Source organism: Streptomyces sp. WG5 (genome assembly GCF_049974565.1).
In the GTDB taxonomy this organism is placed as follows: Bacteria; Actinomycetota; Actinomycetes; order Streptomycetales; family Streptomycetaceae; genus Streptomyces.
This window is the reverse complement of record NZ_JBNGGC010000005.1, coordinates 207,352-222,997: the sequence shown is the minus strand read 5'-3', so window position 1 is coordinate 222,997 and position 15,646 is coordinate 207,352. Positions and strand designations below refer to the sequence as shown.

Below are 15,646 nucleotides of genomic sequence, written 5' to 3'. Positions count from 1 at the left end.
TCGGTTTCCGAGCGTCGACCAGTACGGTTTTCACTCATGGCGGCCCACTTCGGTAACTCCACGCTTATGGACGGGGTCGGTCTGTCACTCTGTCGGCATCGACTGCGAAGTATTCGCACGAACTGCCCGGGGAGCCGTCCATGGGGGCCATTCCTACGCAACGGGAGACCGTCTCCCGCGCCAGCGGGGTGCTCGCGCACGCTGCTGACGCATCCGCCCAGGAGTGCGCGCGGGCGCACGTGACCCTGCTCGGGAGCTCCCTGGCGCCGGGCGCGGCCCGCGAGATGGTGCGGGCCGCGCTCGCCGACTGGTCCGCGCTCGGTCTGCCCGGCACGGAACAGCTGACCGAGCATCTCGCCGCCGACGTCCTGGTGGTCGTCAGTGAGCTGGTCACCAACGCCGTGGTGCACGCCGGCACCGACGTCGAGGTGGTCTGCCGCCTCGAGGAGACGGGCACCCTCGTCGTCGAGGCCACGGACCACCATCCCGCCCGCGCGCCGAGGGGCGGCGACGACGAGACGCCGCACGAGCTCCCGGAGTACGGACGCGGTCTGCGGCTCGTCGCCGCGCTCTCGGAGGCCTGGGGGATCACGTACCGTCCGGGCATCAAGACGGTGTGGGCGCGGCTGCCGGCCGCGGGCGCCGAGGCCGCCGAGGCGTACGCCGGGGGCCGCGGCCCGCTGCGCACCGAGCGCCCGGCCGCGGACCCGCCGGCGGAGGCCCCCGGCGGCCGGACGCCGCCCGTGCCCCACGGCGGCTCGGCAGACCACGGCGGCTTCGGAGACCACCGAGGCTCGGGCGGCTCGGACGGCTCGGGAACCCCGGAGGATGACCGCCCGGGAGACCAGGAAGCCCCGGAAGCCGGTGGTTCGGCAGACCCCGAGCGCGGGGGAGGCGGCCCGGAGCACGGGGAAGACCCCGGCCGTGCGGAAGGCCCCCGCGGTGGAGAAGCCTCCCGCGGTGGAGAAACCTTCCGAGAGGCCCTGCAGCGTCCCCGGCGAGGGAAACGTCCCCAGCCCGGGCACAGCCCCGGCCTCACGGAGGGCCCCGACCGGTGGGGCTCCACGCGGTGGCCGGACTGGCACGACGGTGCGGCCCTCGCCGGCCGGCGGCGCGGTGTCCGGGACCGGGAGTGGCTGGGCCGCGGTGCCCTCTCCTTCCTGGCCGAGGCCTCCGACCTCCTCGCCGGGCAGCTCGACGAGGACCTGGTCGCCTCCCTCACCGGACAGCTGATCGTGCCGCGGCTCGCCGACTGGTGCGGCGTGTGGCTGGAGGACGAGTCCCTGGGCCGGGGAGCCTGGAGCGACGAGCCGGGGGCGGCCGTGGGGGCGCGGCTGGCCCGCGTCTGGCATGCCGGCGAGAGCCGCATCGAGGAACTGCGCCTGGCCCTGGAGAAGGACCCGCCCCGCTCCCGCGACCCATGGCGCTCCGGCCCCGTCGCCCACCCCTGGCCCGGTGAGGCGCTCGGCCCGGACGGCAGGCACGGCGCCGCGCTCGCCTACCGCCTGGTCGCCGGCGGCCGGCCGCTGGGCACCCTGGTCATCGGGCGGGCGGGCACCGCCGGCTTCCCCGACGAGATCACCGGCCTCGTCGAGGACCTCAGCCGCCGGGTGGCGCTCGCCATCGGCGCCGCCCGCCAGTACGCCCGGCAGGCCACGATCAGCGCCGTCCTCCAGCGCGGCCTGCTGCCCGGCGCCGTCGCGGAGATCCCCGGCGTGCGCAGCGCCCTCGTCTACGAACCGTGCGACAAGGGCGGACCCAGCGGCGACTTCTACGACCTCTTCCCGGCCGGCGAGGGCCGCTGGTGCTTCGCCGTCGGCGACGTCCAGGGCAAGGGGCCGGAGGCCGCCGTGGTCATCGGCCTCGCCCGGCCCTGGCTGCGCCTGCTGGCCCGCGAGGAGTACGACGTCCCGGACGTCCTCGACCGCCTCAACCAGCTCCTCCTCGACGACGCCACGGAGGCCGCGGACGCCGCCGCCCGCGCCCTGGTCGCCACCGGCCCTCCGGTTGCCCCGGGCGACGGACCGCAGACCCGCTTCCTGTCCCTGCTCTACGGCGAACTGGTCCCGTTCGACGGCGGCGTCCGCTGCACCCTCGCCTCCGCCGGGCACCCGCTCCCGCTGCTCCTCGGCCCCGACGGCACGGTGCGCACGGTCGCCCAGCCCCAGACCCTGCTCGGGGTCGTCGAGGACGCGACGTACACCAGCGAGACCTTCGAGCTGCGGTCCGGCGACACCCTGCTCTGCGTCACGGACGGGGTGACCGAGCGGCGCAGCGGGTCCCGACAGTTCGACGACGGGGACGGGCTCGCCACCGCGCTCGCCGGATGCGCGGGGCTGGACGCCGGGCTGGTCGCCGAGCGCATCAGGCGGCTGGTGCACGAGTTCGGGCCCCGCCCCCCGGAGGACGACCTCGCCCTGCTGGTGCTGCAGGCCGACTAGTCGCGTCGGGCCGAGCAGCCGCGTCGGTACGGGACAATGGAACGCATGCCCTCCGCACTCCCCGACGGCGAACCCGTCCCCGCCGACGGCGCCCTGCCGGCGTCCGCGCTCGCCGGCGCCGCCGACCGCCCCCTCGGCTTCTACCTGCACGTGCCGTACTGCGCGACCCGCTGCGGATACTGCGACTTCAACACCTACACCGCGACCGAGCTGCGCGGCACCGGCGGCGTCCTCGCCTCCCGCGACAACTACGCCGAGACGCTCACCGACGAGGTCCGCCTGGCCCGCAAGGTCCTCGGCGACGACCCCCGCGAGGTCCGCACGGTCTTCGTCGGCGGCGGTACGCCCACCCTGCTGGCCGCCGGCGACCTGGTACGGATGCTGCACGCGATCCGTGACGAGTTCGGTCTCGCGCCGGACGCGGAGATCACGACGGAGGCCAACCCGGAGTCGGTCGACCCGGCGTACCTGGCCACCCTCCGCGAGGGCGGCTTCAACCGGATCTCCTTCGGCATGCAGAGCGCGAGGCAGCACGTCCTGAAGGTGCTGGACCGCACCCACACCCCGGGCCGCCCGGAGGCCTGCGTCGCCGAGGCCCGCGCGGCCGGCTTCGACCACGTCAACCTCGACCTGATCTACGGCACCCCCGGCGAGACCGACGACGACTGGCGCGCCTCGCTCGACGCGGCGCTCGGGGCCGGACCGGACCACGTCTCGGCGTACGCCCTGATCGTCGAGGAGGGCACCCAGCTGGCCCGCCGCATCCGGCGCGGCGAGGTCCCCATGACCGACGACGACGTCCACGCCGACCGGTACCTGATCGCCGAGGAGACGCTGTCGGCGGCGGGCTTCGACTGGTACGAGGTCTCCAACTGGGCCACCTCCGACGCGGGGCGCTGCCTGCACAACGAGCTGTACTGGCGGGGCGCCGACTGGTGGGGCGCGGGGCCGGGGGCGCACTCGCACGTGGGCGGGGTGCGCTGGTGGAACGTGAAGCACCCGGGGGCGTACGCGGGCGCGCTCGCGGCCGGGACGTCCCCGGGCGCCGGACGCGAGATCCTCACCGACGAGGACCGGCGGGTGGAGCGCATCCTGCTGGAGCTGCGCCTGAGGGAAGGCGCCCCGCTGTCCCTGCTGCGGGAGGCGGGGCTCGCGGCGTCGCGCCGGGCGCTGGGCGAGGGGCTGCTGCAGGAAGGGCCCTACGCAGACGGGCGCGCGGTACTGACGCTGCGCGGGCGGTTGCTGGCCGATGCGGTGGTGCGGGACTTGGTGGACTGATCACTCGGGCGAGTGGATCGGTGCGGATCGAGAGTTCGGCCCCTGACCTGATGCGAACTGGACACCACCACGTTCGGCACCTACAAGGGCGTCAAGCCCCATCACCGCCCGTGACGAAGTCGATCAGCTCCTCCACCCGCCCCAGCAGCTGCGGCTCCAGGTCCTTGTAAGACCCCACTCGCGCCAGGATCGCCTGCCACACCGCGCCCGTGTTCTCCGACGGCCACCCCAGCGCCCGGCACACCCCGGTCTTCCAGTCCTGCCCGCGCGGCACCCGGGGCCAGCCGGGAATCCCCAGGGACGACGGCTTCACCGCCTCCCAGATGTCGATGTACGGGTGCCCCACGACCAGCGCGTGCTCGCTCGTCACCGCCTCCGCGATCCGCCACTCCTTCGAACCCGGCACCAGGTGGTCCACCAGGACCCCGAGCCGCGCGTCCGGACCGGGGGCGAACTCGGCGACGACCGACGGGAGATCGTCCACGCCGCCCAGGTACTCCACGACGACACCCTCGATGCGCAGGTCGTCGCCCCACACCTTCTCGACCAGCTCGGCGTCGTGTCGCCCCTCGACGTAGATGCGCCCGGCGCGCGCGACCCGCGCACGTGCGCCGGGGAGGGCGACCGACCCGGACGCTGTACGGGAGGGCCGCGCCGGACCGGAGGAGGGGCGGACCAGCGTCACCACCCGCCCCTCGAGGAGGAAACCGCGCGGCTCCATCGGGAACACCCGGTGCTTGCCGAAGCGGTCCTCCAGGGTCACCGTGCCCGCCTCGCAGCCGATCACCGCGCCGCAGAAACCGGTGCCGGGCTCCTCGACCACCAGACCGGGATCGGCCGGGACCTCCGGAACCGGCTGCGGTTTCTTCCACGGAGGGGTCAGGTCGGCGGAGTACTGGCGCATTCTGATGACGATACGAGGAGCGGGGGCGCCGGTGTCGGCGCGACACGCTGAACCGGGTCCGCCGTGATCAGCGCGACACGCCGAACCGGGCGGCCAGCGCGTCCCGTTGGGCCCGCACGAAGGCCGCGCCCACCACCGCTCCGTGACCGGGGACGTACCGAGCGTCCTCACCGCCCAGGTCCAGCAGCCGGTCCAGCGCGGCCGGCCAGCGCGCCGGCACGGCGTCCGGGCCCGCCTGCGGCTCTCCCGACTCCTCGACCAGGTCACCGCAGAAGACGACCGCCGGGTCGCCCGGCACCACGACCGCGAGATCGTGCCCGGTGTGCCCCGGGCCCACGTCGGCGAGCAGGACCCGCCGGCCGCCGCCCAGGTCGAGCGCCCACTCGCCGCGGACCTCGTGGCCGACGCGGACGAGCGCGTCGGCCGCCTCCCGCGCCGCTCGCGCGTCCAGCCCCTCGGCCACCGCGTCCGACCGCAGCGCCTCCCGCCCCTGTCCGCCCGGCGCGAACACGGCGTCCGTCCCCACCGCGCCGTAGACCTCCACGCCCCCTGCGCCCGCGAACGCCGCGGCGCCGAAGACGTGGTCGAAGTGCGGGTGGGTCAGCGCGAGATGCGTCACACCGTGCCCGGTGAGCTCCCGCGCCTGGGCGCGCAGCCGGGCGCCCTCGCCGAGGCTCGACCCCGCGTCCACCATCAGCGCCGCGCCCGCGCCGACGACCAGCCCCGCCGTGCAGTCCCACACCGGCAGCCGGCGCCGTCCCACCCCGGCCGCCACCCGCTCCCACCCCAGGTCTTCCCAAGTCACCGTCACGACGACGACGCTAGCGGTACGGCACCCGCCCGCACGGCGGCGTGCCCCCGGCCTTGCCGGGTGCGTACCCCACGGCCGTACACTGGGCCGGGGAAGTCTGGCACTCGCGCACCGTGAGTGCCAGGGACAGACAGTGAGACAGGCACGACGCCGGGTGGGCGACGACATTCAGGAGGTGTGCGCGAGTGCTCAGCGAACGCAGGCTCCAGGTGCTGCGCGCCATCGTCCAGGACTACGTCGGCACCGAGGAGCCGGTCGGCTCCAAGGCCCTCACCGAGCGGCACAACCTCGGCGTCTCCCCGGCCACCGTGCGCAACGACATGGCGGCCCTGGAGGACGAGGGGTTCATCGCCCAGCCGCACACCAGCGCGGGACGCATCCCGACCGACAAGGGCTACCGGCTCTTCGTCGACAAGCTGGCCGGCGTCAAGCCGATGACCGCGCCCGAGCGGCGGGCCATCCAGAACTTCCTGGAGGGCGCCGTCGACCTCGACGACGTGGTGGCCCGCACGGTGCGGCTGCTCGCGCAGCTGACCCGGCAGGTCGCCGTCGTGCAGTACCCGTCGCTGACCCGCTCGACCGTGCGGCACGTGGAGTTGCTCTCCCTGGCGCCCGCGCGGCTGATGCTGGTGCTGATCACGGACACCGGCCGGGTCGAGCAGCGGATGGTCGACTGCCCGGCGCCGTTCGGCGAGGCGTCCCTGGCGGACCTGCGCGCGCGGCTCAACAGCCGGGTCGCCGGGCGCCGCTTCTCGGACGTGCCGAGCCTGGTGGAGGACCTGGCGGAGGCCTTCGAGGCCGAGGACCGGGGTACGGTCTCCACCGTGCTCTCCACTCTCCTGGAGACGCTGGTCGAGGAGAACGAGGAGCGGCTGATGATCGGCGGCACCGCCAATCTGACCCGCTTCGGGCACGACTTCCCCTTGGTGATCCGACCCGTTCTCGAGGCGCTGGAGGAGCAGGTCGTGCTCCTCAAGCTGCTCGGCGAGGCGAAGGATCCGGGCGTGACCGTACGGATCGGTCATGAGAACGCCCACGAAGGACTCAACTCCACGTCCGTCGTGTCGGTGGGCTACGGTTCGGGCGGCGAGGCGGTTGCCAAGCTCGGCGTGGTCGGACCGACCCGCATGGACTACCCGGGAACGATGGGAGCGGTACGCGCAGTGGCACGGTACGTCGGACAGATCCTGGCGGAGTCGTAGGTGGCCACGGACTACTACGCCGTACTCGGCGTACGCCGCGACGCGTCCCAGGACGAGATCAAGAAGGCGTTCCGGAGGCTCGCCCGCGAGCTGCACCCGGACGTCAACCCCGATCCGAAGACCCAGGAGCGGTTCAAGGAGATCAACGCCGCCTACGAGGTGCTGTCGGACCCGCAGAAGAAGCAGGTCTACGACCTCGGCGGCGACCCCCTCTCGCAGGCCGGCGGCGGTGGCGCGGGCGGCTTCGGCGCGGGCGGCTTCGGGAACTTCTCGGACATCATGGACGCGTTCTTCGGTACGGCGTCGCAGCGCGGGCCGCGCTCGCGCACGCGCCGCGGCCAGGACGCGATGATCCGCATCGAGGTCGAGCTGGACGAGGCCGCGTTCGGTACGACCAAGGACATCCAGGTCGACACCGCGGTCGTCTGCAACACCTGCAACGGCGAGGGCGCGGCGCCCGGCACGTCCGCCCAGACGTGTGACATGTGCCGCGGCCGCGGCGAGGTGTCGCAGGTCACCCGGTCCTTCCTGGGCCAGGTCATGACCTCCCGCCCCTGCCCGCAGTGCCAGGGCTTCGGCACCGTGGTCCCGACCCCGTGCCCCGAGTGCGCGGGCGACGGCCGTGTCCGCTCCCGGCGCACCCTGACCGTGAAGATCCCGGCCGGCGTCGACAACGGCACCCGGATCCAGCTCGCGGGCGAGGGCGAGGTCGGCCCCGGCGGCGGCCCCGCCGGCGACCTGTACGTCGAGATCCACGAGCTGCCGCACTCGACCTTCCAGCGGCGCGGTGACGACCTGCACTGCACGGTCACCATCCCGATGACGGCGGCGGCCCTCGGCACGAAGGTGCCGCTGGAGACCCTCGACGGCATGGAGGAGGTCGACATCCGCCCGGGCACCCAGTCCGGCCAGTCGATCCCGCTGCACGGCCGCGGCGTCACCCACCTGCGCGGCGGCGGCCGGGGCGACCTCATCGTCCACGTCGAGGTCCTGACCCCGAGCAAGCTCGACGCCGAGCAGGAACGCGTCCTGCGCGAGCTGGCCAAGCTGCGCGGCGAGGAGCGCCCGCAGGGGCAGTTCCAGCCCGGGCAGCAAGGGCTGTTCTCGCGGCTGAAGGACGCCTTCAACGGGCGCTGACACGGGCCACCGCCAGGAGCGTCCCGATGGGGATGCTCCTGGCGTATGCCGACGGAAGCCCGGATTCGGACCTGCTCGCCGGACGTGAAAACATGCGGTCATGTCCTCCGCACTGACCGATCTCTTCCCCTACCCGATCGTGCAGGCGCCCATGGCGGGCGGCGTCTCCGTGCCGCAGCTGGCCGCCGCGGTCTGCGAGGCGGGCGGGCTGGGATTCCTCGCCGCCGGGTACAAGACCGCGGACGGGATGTACCAGGAGATCAAGCAGCTGCGGGGACTGACGAACCGTCCCTTCGGCGTCAACCTCTTCGTGCCGCAGCCGGAGACGCCCGGTGCGGGCCCCGGCTCCACCGGAGCGGCCGGCGCCGCGCCCTTCAACGCCTCCGCCGTCGGCGTCTACGCCCACCAGCTGGCCGGTGAGGCCGCCTGGTACGAGACGGAGCTCGGCGATCCCGAGTGCGGCCGGGACGACGGCTACGACGCCAAGCTCGCCGTGCTGCTGGACGACCCGGTGCCGGTGGTGTCGTTCCACTTCGGCGTCCCGAGCCGCGAGGTCGTCGACTCGCTGCACCGCGTCGGCACCTTCGCCCTGGCCGCCGCGACCACCGCGGAGGAGGCCCGGGCCGTCGAGCGGTCCGGCGCGGACGCGGTGATCGCACAGGGCGTCGAGGCAGGCGGCCACCAGGGCACCCACCGGGACCACCCGGAGACGGGCGGCACCGCCGGCACCGGGCTGCTGTCGCTGGTCGCCCAGGTCCGGGAGGCGGTGAGCCTGCCGATCGTCGCGGCCGGCGGCATCATGCGCGGCGGCCAGATCGCCGCCGTCCTCACGGCCGGCGCGAGCGCCGCCCAGCTCGGCACCGCCTTCCTCGCCACCCCCGAGTCCGGGGCGCACGCCCTGCACAAGCAGGCGCTGACCAACCCGCTGTTCGTCCGCACCGAACTGACCCGGGCCTTCTCCGGCCGCCCCGCCCGCGGTCTGGTCAACCGCTTCCTGCGCGAGCACGGCCCCTACGCGCCCGCCGCCTACCCGGAGGTGCACCACCTCACCGCGCCGCTGCGCAAGGCCGCGGCGAAGGCGGGCGACGCGCAGGGCATGGCGCTCTGGGCGGGACAGGGCCACCGGATGGCCCGGGAACTGCCCGCCGGGCAGCTGGTGGAGGTGCTGGCCGCCGAACTCGCCGCCGCGGGGACGGCGTTGTCGGCGTTCGCGACGGGAGGTACGGGCCGATGACGGCGCCGGTGTTCGTGGTCGACTCGCTCCAGCCGGGGGACCTGCCCGGAGGAGAGTACGTCGTGGCCGGTCCCGAGGGGCGGCACGCCGTCTCCGTGAAGCGGCTGCGGCCCGGCGAGGACGTCGTCCTCACCGACGGACGCGGACGCTGGGCCGAGGGCGTGGTGAAGGCCGCCGAGGGCAAGGACCGCCTGGTCGTCACCGGCCTGGAAAGCGTTCACGAGGAGCCCGGGGAGCAGCCCCGTGTCACCGTCGTCCAGGCCCTGCCCAAGGGCGACCGCGGAGAGCTGGCCGTCGAGACGATGACCGAGGTCGGCGTCGACGCGATCGTGCCCTGGGCGGCGTCGCGCTGCATCACGCAGTGGAAGGGCGACCGCGGCCTGAAGGCGCTCGGCAAGTGGCGGGCGACGGCCCGGGAGGCCGGCAAGCAGTCCCGCCGGGTCCGCTTCCCCGACGTCGCGGACGCGGCGACGAGCAAGCAGGTTGCCTCACTTCTGGCCGACGCCGACTTCGCCGCCGTACTCCACGAGAGCGGCGACGAGCCCCTGGCCGCCGCCGAACTCCCCACCACCGGCGACATCGTGCTCGTCGTCGGCCCCGAAGGCGGGGTCTCACCGGAGGAGTTGGCGCTCTTCGCCCAGGCCGGCGCCAAGCCCTACCGCCTGGGCCGCAGCGTCCTGCGCACCTCCACCGCGGGTACCGCCGCGACCGCCGTCCTGCTGGCCCGCACCGGCCGCTGGTCCTGAACCACCGGCCGCCGGCCCGAGCGGCGGCTGCTGGTCCTGGCGGTGCCGGCCGCCGCGGTGCCGGTCAGGGGTCCGCTGTGCGGGTGTCGGCCTGGAGGGCGGAGCCGTCGTCCGCGTTGCGGGCCGTCAGCCGTCAGCCGCCGGCCGTCAGCGGTCGCCGGTGCGGGCCGCGGCGACCGCCGGGAACAGTTCCCAGCCGTCCAGGTCCGCGGACCGGCCGAGCAGTCCGCGCCGGGCCGCCTCGTCGACGAAACCCCGTACGACACCGGGTTCGTGCAGGTTGAGCGACGCGTCCCCCATGGCCACGCAGCCCGAGGGCAGGAAACCGTCGGGGACGAACCGCCCCTCGCCGCCCCGGAACAGCAGGCGGGTCCTCGTCCCGTCCCGGGAGAGGCTGAGCACCTCCTGGCAGGGCTCCGTGCGGCGGTGACGGTGACGCACCGACCACACGTAGGCCGCCTCCTCGTCCACGACGAGCCTTCTGCGCCGACGTCCGCTGTGCATGCGCCCACGGTAGTGAGGAGTGGCCGTATGCGCCCTACCGCCCGCCCCGCACCAGTGGCAGGCTGCCCTGCATGGGGGCATCGAGGCGGATTTGGCGGGTGGCTCCGGTCGTCGTCGGCGTGGTCGTCGCCGTCGGCGGTGCCACCGCGTGCGAACCGGGCGGACTCAGCTCCGCGTCGGTGGCGTACACGACCGACCAGACGGCGACACGCGAACTGGAGCGGCGGAAGGCGGACGTGCGGTGGCTCACCTGCACCGCGTCCTCGGGGGACGACGGCGCCACCGCCTCGGCGGGCGAGTACACCGTCGCCTCCGTCGACTGCGAGGGGGAGACCGGCGACGGGAAGGACATCGCCGTCGACGGCGAGGTGACCCGGGTCGTCAACGGCGCCTGTGTGCGCGGCGTGCTGACCGGCGAGGTGGACGGCAAGGAGTTGTTCCGCGTCGAGGGGCTGGGCAACTGCGACGCCACGAGCGCCCCGCCCGCGAACCGGCCCTCCCCGCGGCAGCCCGGCCCCACGGTGACCGTCACCCGGACCATCTGGTGTCCGGACGACCCGCACTGCCGGCCGGTGCAGGGCAAGTAGCGGCCACGGCGCGTGCCGTGGCCGGTAAGTGATCCGAACCTCTGTCGGCGGGCCCCGCCCCTGCATAGGGTGAAGGGGTGACACAGCCCGCAGCGACTGCCTACCTCCGTTTTCCGCACCCGCACGGCGAGTTGGTCGCCTTCACCGCCGAGGACGACGTGTGGCTCGCCCCGCTCGACGGCGGCCGGGCCTGGCGGGTCAGCGCCGACAACGTGCCGGTGAACCACCCGCGCGTCTCGCCCGACGGCAGCACGGTCGCCTGGACGTCCACCCGTGACGGCGCCCCCGAGGTGCACGTCGCCCCCGTCGACGGCGGCCCCGCCGAGCGCCTCACCCACTGGGGCAGCCCGAAGACCCAGGTGCGCGGCTGGACCCCGCAGGGTCAGGTCCTCGCCCTCAGCGCCTACGGGCAGGCCAGCCTGCGCCGCAGCTGGGCCCGCGCCGTCCCGCTCGACGGCGGGCCCGCCGCCACCCTGCCGTACGGGCCCGTCGGCGGCGTCGCGTACGGGCCGCGCACCGTGCTGCAGTCCGTGTCGATGGGCCGCGAGGCCGCCTGGTGGAAGCGCTACCGGGGCGGCACGGCGGGCAAGCTGTGGATCGACGGGGACGGCGACGGGGAGGCCGGCGAGTTCGTACGGCTGCACAGCGACCTCGACGGCAACATCGAGTACCCCCTCTGGGTCGGCGACCGGATCGCGTTCCTCTGTGACCACGAGGGCACCGGCGCCCTCTACTCCTCCCTCGCCGACGGCTCCGACCTGCGCCGGCACACCCCTCTCGACGGTTTCTACGCCCGGCACGCCGCGACCGACGGCACCCGCGTCGTCTACTCCAGCGCCGGTGAACTGTGGACGCTGGACGACCTGGACGGCGCCGAGCCGCGCCGGCTCGACATCCGGCTCGGCGGCGCCCGCGTCGACCTCCAGGCGTACCCGGTGAACGCCGCCCGCTGGTTCGGCTCCGCGTCACCCGACCACACGGCGCGCGGCAGCGCCGTCGCCGTACGCGGCGGCGTGCACTGGGTCACCCACCGCGCCGGGCCGGCCCGCGCGCTGGCCGCGCGGCCCGGCGTACGCACCCGGCTGCCGCGCACCTTCCGCGCCGACGGCGAGGAATGGGTGGTGTGGGTGACGGACGCGGAGGGCGACGACGCCCTGGAGTTCGCGCCCGCCACCGGGCTGGCGCCCGGCACCACCGCGCGGCGCCTCGCCGCCGGACAGCTCGGCCGCGTCCTGGGCCTCGCCATGGCACCGGACGGCAGCCGCGCCGCCGTCGCCTCGCACGACGGACGCGTCCTGCTCGTCGAACGCGAGACCGGCGAGGTCCGCGAGGTCGACCGCAGCGAGGACGGCGACGCCTCCGGACTGGCCTTCTCGCCCGACTCCGCCTGGCTCGCCTGGTCCCACCCCGGCCCGAGCCCGCTGCGCCAGCTCAAACTCGCGGGCACCACCGACCTGTCGGTGAGCGAGGCGACCCCGCTGCGCTTCAAGGACTACTCGCCGGCCTTCACCCTGGACGGCAAGCACCTCGCCTTCCTCTCCACCCGCTCCTTCGACCCGGTCTACGACGAGCACGTCTTCGACCTGGCCTTCGTCGAGGGCGCCCGCCCGTACCTGATCACGCTGGCCGCGACCACCCCGTCGCCCTTCGGCCCGCAGCGCCACGGACGCCCCTTCGAGACCCCGGACCGGGACGAGACCCCCGACAGCGAGGGCACCCCGGCCACCCGGATCGACATCGAGGGCCTCGCGGACCGCATCGTGCCGTTCCCGGTGGAGGCCGCCCGCTACTCCCGGCTGCGCGCCGCCAAGGACGGCGTCCTGTGGCTGCGCCACCCGGTCACCGGCGTCCTCGGCGCCTCCCGCGCCACCCCGGAGGACGCCGACCCGCACACCGAGCTGGAGCGCTACGACCTCGCCCAGCAGCGTGTCGAGCACCTCGCCGCCGACGCCGACCACTTCGAGGTCAGCGGCGACGGCAAGCGGGTGCTGCTGTGGGCCGACGGACGCCTCAAGGTCGTCCCCAGCGACCGGCGGGCCTCCGCCGACGAGGACAGCGACACCAACATCACCGTCGACCTGAGCCGCGTACGGCAGACCGTCGACCCGGCCGCCGAGTGGCGCCAGATGTTCGACGAGACGGGCCGCGTCATGCGGGACCACTTCTGGCGGCCCGACATGAACGGCGTCGACTGGGGCGCCGTCCTCGACCGCTACCGCCCCGTCCTCGACCGCCTCGCCACCCACGACGACCTGGTCGACCTCCTCTGGGAGGTGCACGGCGAACTCGGCACCTCGCACGCCTACGTCGTCCCGCGCGGCGGCCACGGTGGCGGCGCCCGGCAGGGCCTGCTCGGCGCCGACCTCTCCCGCCACGAGGACGGCACCTGGCGCATCGACCGCGTCCTGCCCTCGGAGACCTCCGACCCCGACGCCCGCTCCCCGCTCGCCGCGCCCGGCGTCGCCGTGCGCGCCGGGGACGCGATCGTCGCGGTCGCCGGGCAGGGCGTCGATCCCGTCACCGGCCCCGGCCCGCTGCTGGTCGGCACCGCCGGCAAGCCGGTCGAGCTGACCATCGCCCCGTCCGGCGGCGGCGAACTGCGGCACGCCGTCGTCGTCCCCCTCGCCGACGAGGAGCCCCTGCGCTACCACGCCTGGGTCGCCGACCGCCGCGCCTACGTCCACGAGAAGTCCGGCGGCCGGCTCGGCTACCTCCACGTCCCCGACATGCAGGCCCCCGGCTGGGCCCAGATCCACCGCGACCTGCGGATCGAGGTGGCCCGCGAGGGGCTGGTCGTCGACGTCCGGGAGAACCGCGGCGGGCACACCTCCCAGCTGGTCGTCGAGAAACTCGCCCGGCGCATCGTCGGCTGGGACCTGCCGCGCGGCATGCGGCCCGCCAGCTACCCGCTGGACGCGCCCCGCGGCCCGGTCGTCGCCGTCGCCAACGAGTTCTCCGGCTCCGACGGCGACATCGTGAACGCCGCGATCAAGGCGCTCGGCATCGGCCCGGTCGTCGGCACCCGCACCTGGGGCGGCGTCATCGGCATCGACAGCCGTTACCGCCTGGTCGACGGCACGCTGATCACCCAGCCCAAGTACGCCTTCTGGATGGAGGGTTACGGCTGGAGCGTGGAGAACCACGGCGTCGAGCCGGACGTGGAGGTCCCGCAGCGCCCCCAGGACCACGCGGCGGGCCGCGACCCGCAACTGGACGAGGCGGTCCGGCTCGCGCTGGCGGCACTGGAGGAAGCCCCCGCCAAGACGCCACCGGGCCTGCCCTAGCCGTGCGGCCGCGGGCACCCGTGCCGCGGGGCGACACGGGTGGCGCGGCGGCACCCCGCCGACGCGGGCCGGCTGCTCCCGGGCGCCCGGGAGCGGGCGCGCGCAAGCACGCCCACCCGGCGCCCGCCCCGCCGGCGCGGGCGAGCACCCACCCGGCGTCCGCCCCGGCGCGTGGCGCCCCGCGCACCGGCGCTCGCTACGATGCCCCCAGAAGATCACCACCGTAAGGAGCGGACCATGTCCGGCGAGCCACAGGACGACTGCCTGTTCTGCAAGATCGTCGCGGGCCACATCCCCGCGACGATCGTCCGCGAGACCGAGACGACCGTCGCGTTCCGGGACATAAACCCCCAGGCCCCCACCCACGTCCTGGTGATCCCGAAGGCCCACTACCGGGACGCCGCCGCCCTCGCCGCCGGCGCCCCGGAGGTCGCCGCGGACGTCCTGCGCGAGACCCGGGCGGTCGCGGACCAGGAGAAGCTCGACAGCTACCGCACCATCTTCAACACCGGCAGCGGCGCCGGCCAGACCGTCTGGCACACCCACGCCCACGTCCTCGGCGGTCGCGGCCTCGAGTGGCCCCCCGGATAACGGGACGAGCCACGATGTCCGTACGTGAACTCGTCGTCCTCGGCACCGCCAGCCAGGTCCCGACCCGGCACCGCAACCACAACGGCTACCTGCTGCGCTGGGACGGCGAGGGCATCCTGTTCGACCCCGGCGAGGGCACCCAGCGCCAGATGCTGCGCGCCGGGGTCGCCGCCCACGACCTGAACCGGATCTGCGTCACGCACTTCCACGGCGACCACAGCCTCGGGCTCGCCGGCGTCATCCAGCGCATCAACCTCGACCAGGTGCCGCACGAGGTCACCGCCCACTACCCGCGCTCCGGGCAGCGCTTCTTCGACCGCCTGCGGTACGCCACCGCCTACCGCGAGACGGTCGCCCTCACCGAGGCGCCGGCCGACACCGACGGCGTCCTGGCCGTCACCCCCGCCTACACGCTCGACGCCCGCAGGCTCTCCCACCCCGTCGAGTCGTACGGCTACCGCCTCACCGAGCCCGACGGCCGCCGCATGCTGCCCGAACGCCTGGCCGCGCACGGCATCGAGGGCCCCGACGTGGGCCGCATCCAGCGCGACGGCTCGCTGCACGGGGTCCCGCTCGACGACGTCAGCGAGATCCGCCGCGGCCAGCGGTTCGCGTTCGTCATGGACACCCGGCTGTGCGAGGGCGTGCACGCGCTCGCCGAGGGCTGCGACCTGCTGGTCATCGAGTCCACCTTCCTCGACGAGGACGAGACCCTCGCCACCGACCACGGCCACCTCACCGCGGGCCAGGCCGCGCGGGTCGCCCGGGACGCGGGCGTACGGCACCTGGTCCTCACCCACTTCAGCCAGCGCTACTCGGACCCGGAGGAGTTCGAGCGGCAGGTACGGGCGGCCGGCTACGAGGGTGAGCTGACCGTGGCGCACGACCTACTGAGAGTCCCGGTTCCGAAACGGCGGTAAAACGGTC

The 15,646-nt window shown here is 74.6% G+C and carries 13 protein-coding genes; 10 read left to right on the top strand and 3 right to left on the bottom strand.

What is annotated here, in order from left to right:
• Positions 1 to 140: 140 nt before the first annotated feature.
• Positions 141 to 2,441 (top strand): SpoIIE family protein phosphatase, encoded by a 2,301-nt coding sequence (locus ACP4IX_RS07535; protein WP_426555052.1) that lies wholly within the window; start codon positions 141 to 143, stop codon positions 2,439 to 2,441.
• Between the two features lie 45 nt (positions 2,442 to 2,486).
• Positions 2,487 to 3,719, top strand: a complete 1,233-nt coding sequence (gene hemW / locus ACP4IX_RS07530; RefSeq protein ID WP_426519785.1) for a radical SAM family heme chaperone HemW — start codon at positions 2,487 to 2,489, stop codon at positions 3,717 to 3,719.
• 91 nt (positions 3,720 to 3,810) lie between these two features.
• Here the strand turns inward: hemW and ACP4IX_RS07525 are convergent, their stop codons facing one another.
• On the bottom strand, positions 3,811 to 4,623 hold the full coding sequence (locus ACP4IX_RS07525) for a DUF3097 domain-containing protein (protein WP_426519783.1): 813 nt from the start codon (positions 4,621 to 4,623) through the stop codon (positions 3,811 to 3,813).
• A gap of 67 nt (positions 4,624 to 4,690) precedes the next feature.
• A complete protein-coding gene (locus ACP4IX_RS07520) occupies positions 4,691 to 5,434 on the bottom strand; it encodes an MBL fold metallo-hydrolase (protein ID WP_426519781.1) in 744 nt (247 codons plus the stop codon).
• Positions 5,435 to 5,619: 185 nt separating this feature from the next.
• On the opposite strand from ACP4IX_RS07520, the gene hrcA reads away from it, so the two are divergent.
• The 4 genes from hrcA (at position 5,620) to ACP4IX_RS07500 (ending at position 9,753) form a co-directional block, all read left to right on the top strand.
• Positions 5,620 to 6,636: a heat-inducible transcriptional repressor HrcA gene (hrcA, locus tag ACP4IX_RS07515; protein ID WP_398130541.1), complete on the top strand. Its 1,017-nt coding sequence runs from the start codon at positions 5,620 to 5,622 to the stop codon at positions 6,634 to 6,636.
• Entirely contained in the window at positions 6,637 to 7,773 is a 1,137-nt protein-coding gene (gene dnaJ / locus ACP4IX_RS07510; protein ID WP_426519778.1) for a molecular chaperone DnaJ, read from the top strand. It begins immediately after the preceding gene.
• Positions 7,774 to 7,873: 100 nt separating this feature from the next.
• On the top strand, positions 7,874 to 9,007 hold the full coding sequence (locus tag ACP4IX_RS07505) for a nitronate monooxygenase (protein ID WP_426555051.1): 1,134 nt from the start codon (positions 7,874 to 7,876) through the stop codon (positions 9,005 to 9,007).
• The gene (locus tag ACP4IX_RS07500; protein WP_426519774.1) at positions 9,004 to 9,753 is read left to right on the top strand and encodes a 16S rRNA (uracil(1498)-N(3))-methyltransferase; all 750 of its coding nucleotides are present in this window, start codon (positions 9,004 to 9,006) and stop codon (positions 9,751 to 9,753) included. The genes ACP4IX_RS07505 and ACP4IX_RS07500 overlap by 4 nt, the downstream gene beginning before the upstream one ends.
• Before the next feature lie 147 nt (positions 9,754 to 9,900).
• Here the strand turns inward: ACP4IX_RS07500 and ACP4IX_RS07495 are convergent, their stop codons facing one another.
• Positions 9,901 to 10,257 carry a hypothetical protein gene (locus tag ACP4IX_RS07495; RefSeq protein ID WP_426519772.1) on the bottom strand — a complete coding sequence of 119 codons (357 nt, stop codon included), beginning with the start codon at positions 10,255 to 10,257 and terminating at the stop codon, positions 9,901 to 9,903.
• A gap of 71 nt (positions 10,258 to 10,328) precedes the next feature.
• Between ACP4IX_RS07495 and ACP4IX_RS07490 the strand changes: the two genes are divergently transcribed.
• The 4 genes from ACP4IX_RS07490 to ACP4IX_RS07475 all read left to right on the top strand — a co-directional run bounded on the left by ACP4IX_RS07490 (position 10,329) and on the right by ACP4IX_RS07475 (position 15,639).
• Positions 10,329 to 10,844, top strand: a complete 516-nt coding sequence (locus tag ACP4IX_RS07490; RefSeq protein WP_426555050.1) for a hypothetical protein — start codon at positions 10,329 to 10,331, stop codon at positions 10,842 to 10,844.
• A 77-nt stretch (positions 10,845 to 10,921) separates the two neighbouring features.
• Complete coding sequence (locus ACP4IX_RS07485) at positions 10,922 to 14,128, top strand: S41 family peptidase (RefSeq protein ID WP_426555049.1); 3,207 nt, start codon at positions 10,922 to 10,924, stop codon at positions 14,126 to 14,128.
• A gap of 237 nt (positions 14,129 to 14,365) precedes the next feature.
• Positions 14,366 to 14,719, top strand: a complete 354-nt coding sequence (locus tag ACP4IX_RS07480; RefSeq protein ID WP_426519766.1) for a histidine triad nucleotide-binding protein — start codon at positions 14,366 to 14,368, stop codon at positions 14,717 to 14,719.
• A 14-nt stretch (positions 14,720 to 14,733) separates the two neighbouring features.
• Positions 14,734 to 15,639: a ribonuclease Z gene (locus ACP4IX_RS07475; RefSeq protein ID WP_426555048.1), complete on the top strand. Its 906-nt coding sequence runs from the start codon at positions 14,734 to 14,736 to the stop codon at positions 15,637 to 15,639.
• Positions 15,640 to 15,646: the final 7 nt, after the last annotated feature.

Coding starts and splice junctions, on each gene's coding strand:
- hemW (WP_426519785.1), top strand. CDS start 2,487: ATGCCCTCCGCACTCCCCGACGGCGAACCCGTCCCCGCCGACGGCGCC.
- ACP4IX_RS07490 (WP_426555050.1), top strand. CDS start 10,329: ATGGGGGCATCGAGGCGGATTTGGCGGGTGGCTCCGGTCGTCGTCGGC.
- ACP4IX_RS07475 (WP_426555048.1), top strand. CDS start 14,734: ATGTCCGTACGTGAACTCGTCGTCCTCGGCACCGCCAGCCAGGTCCCG.
- ACP4IX_RS07505 (WP_426555051.1), top strand. CDS start 7,874: ATGTCCTCCGCACTGACCGATCTCTTCCCCTACCCGATCGTGCAGGCG.
- ACP4IX_RS07495 (WP_426519772.1), bottom strand. CDS start 10,257: ATGCACAGCGGACGTCGGCGCAGAAGGCTCGTCGTGGACGAGGAGGCG.
- ACP4IX_RS07525 (WP_426519783.1), bottom strand. CDS start 4,623: ATGCGCCAGTACTCCGCCGACCTGACCCCTCCGTGGAAGAAACCGCAG.
- ACP4IX_RS07480 (WP_426519766.1), top strand. CDS start 14,366: ATGTCCGGCGAGCCACAGGACGACTGCCTGTTCTGCAAGATCGTCGCG.
- ACP4IX_RS07535 (WP_426555052.1), top strand. CDS start 141: ATGGGGGCCATTCCTACGCAACGGGAGACCGTCTCCCGCGCCAGCGGG.
- ACP4IX_RS07500 (WP_426519774.1), top strand. CDS start 9,004: ATGACGGCGCCGGTGTTCGTGGTCGACTCGCTCCAGCCGGGGGACCTG.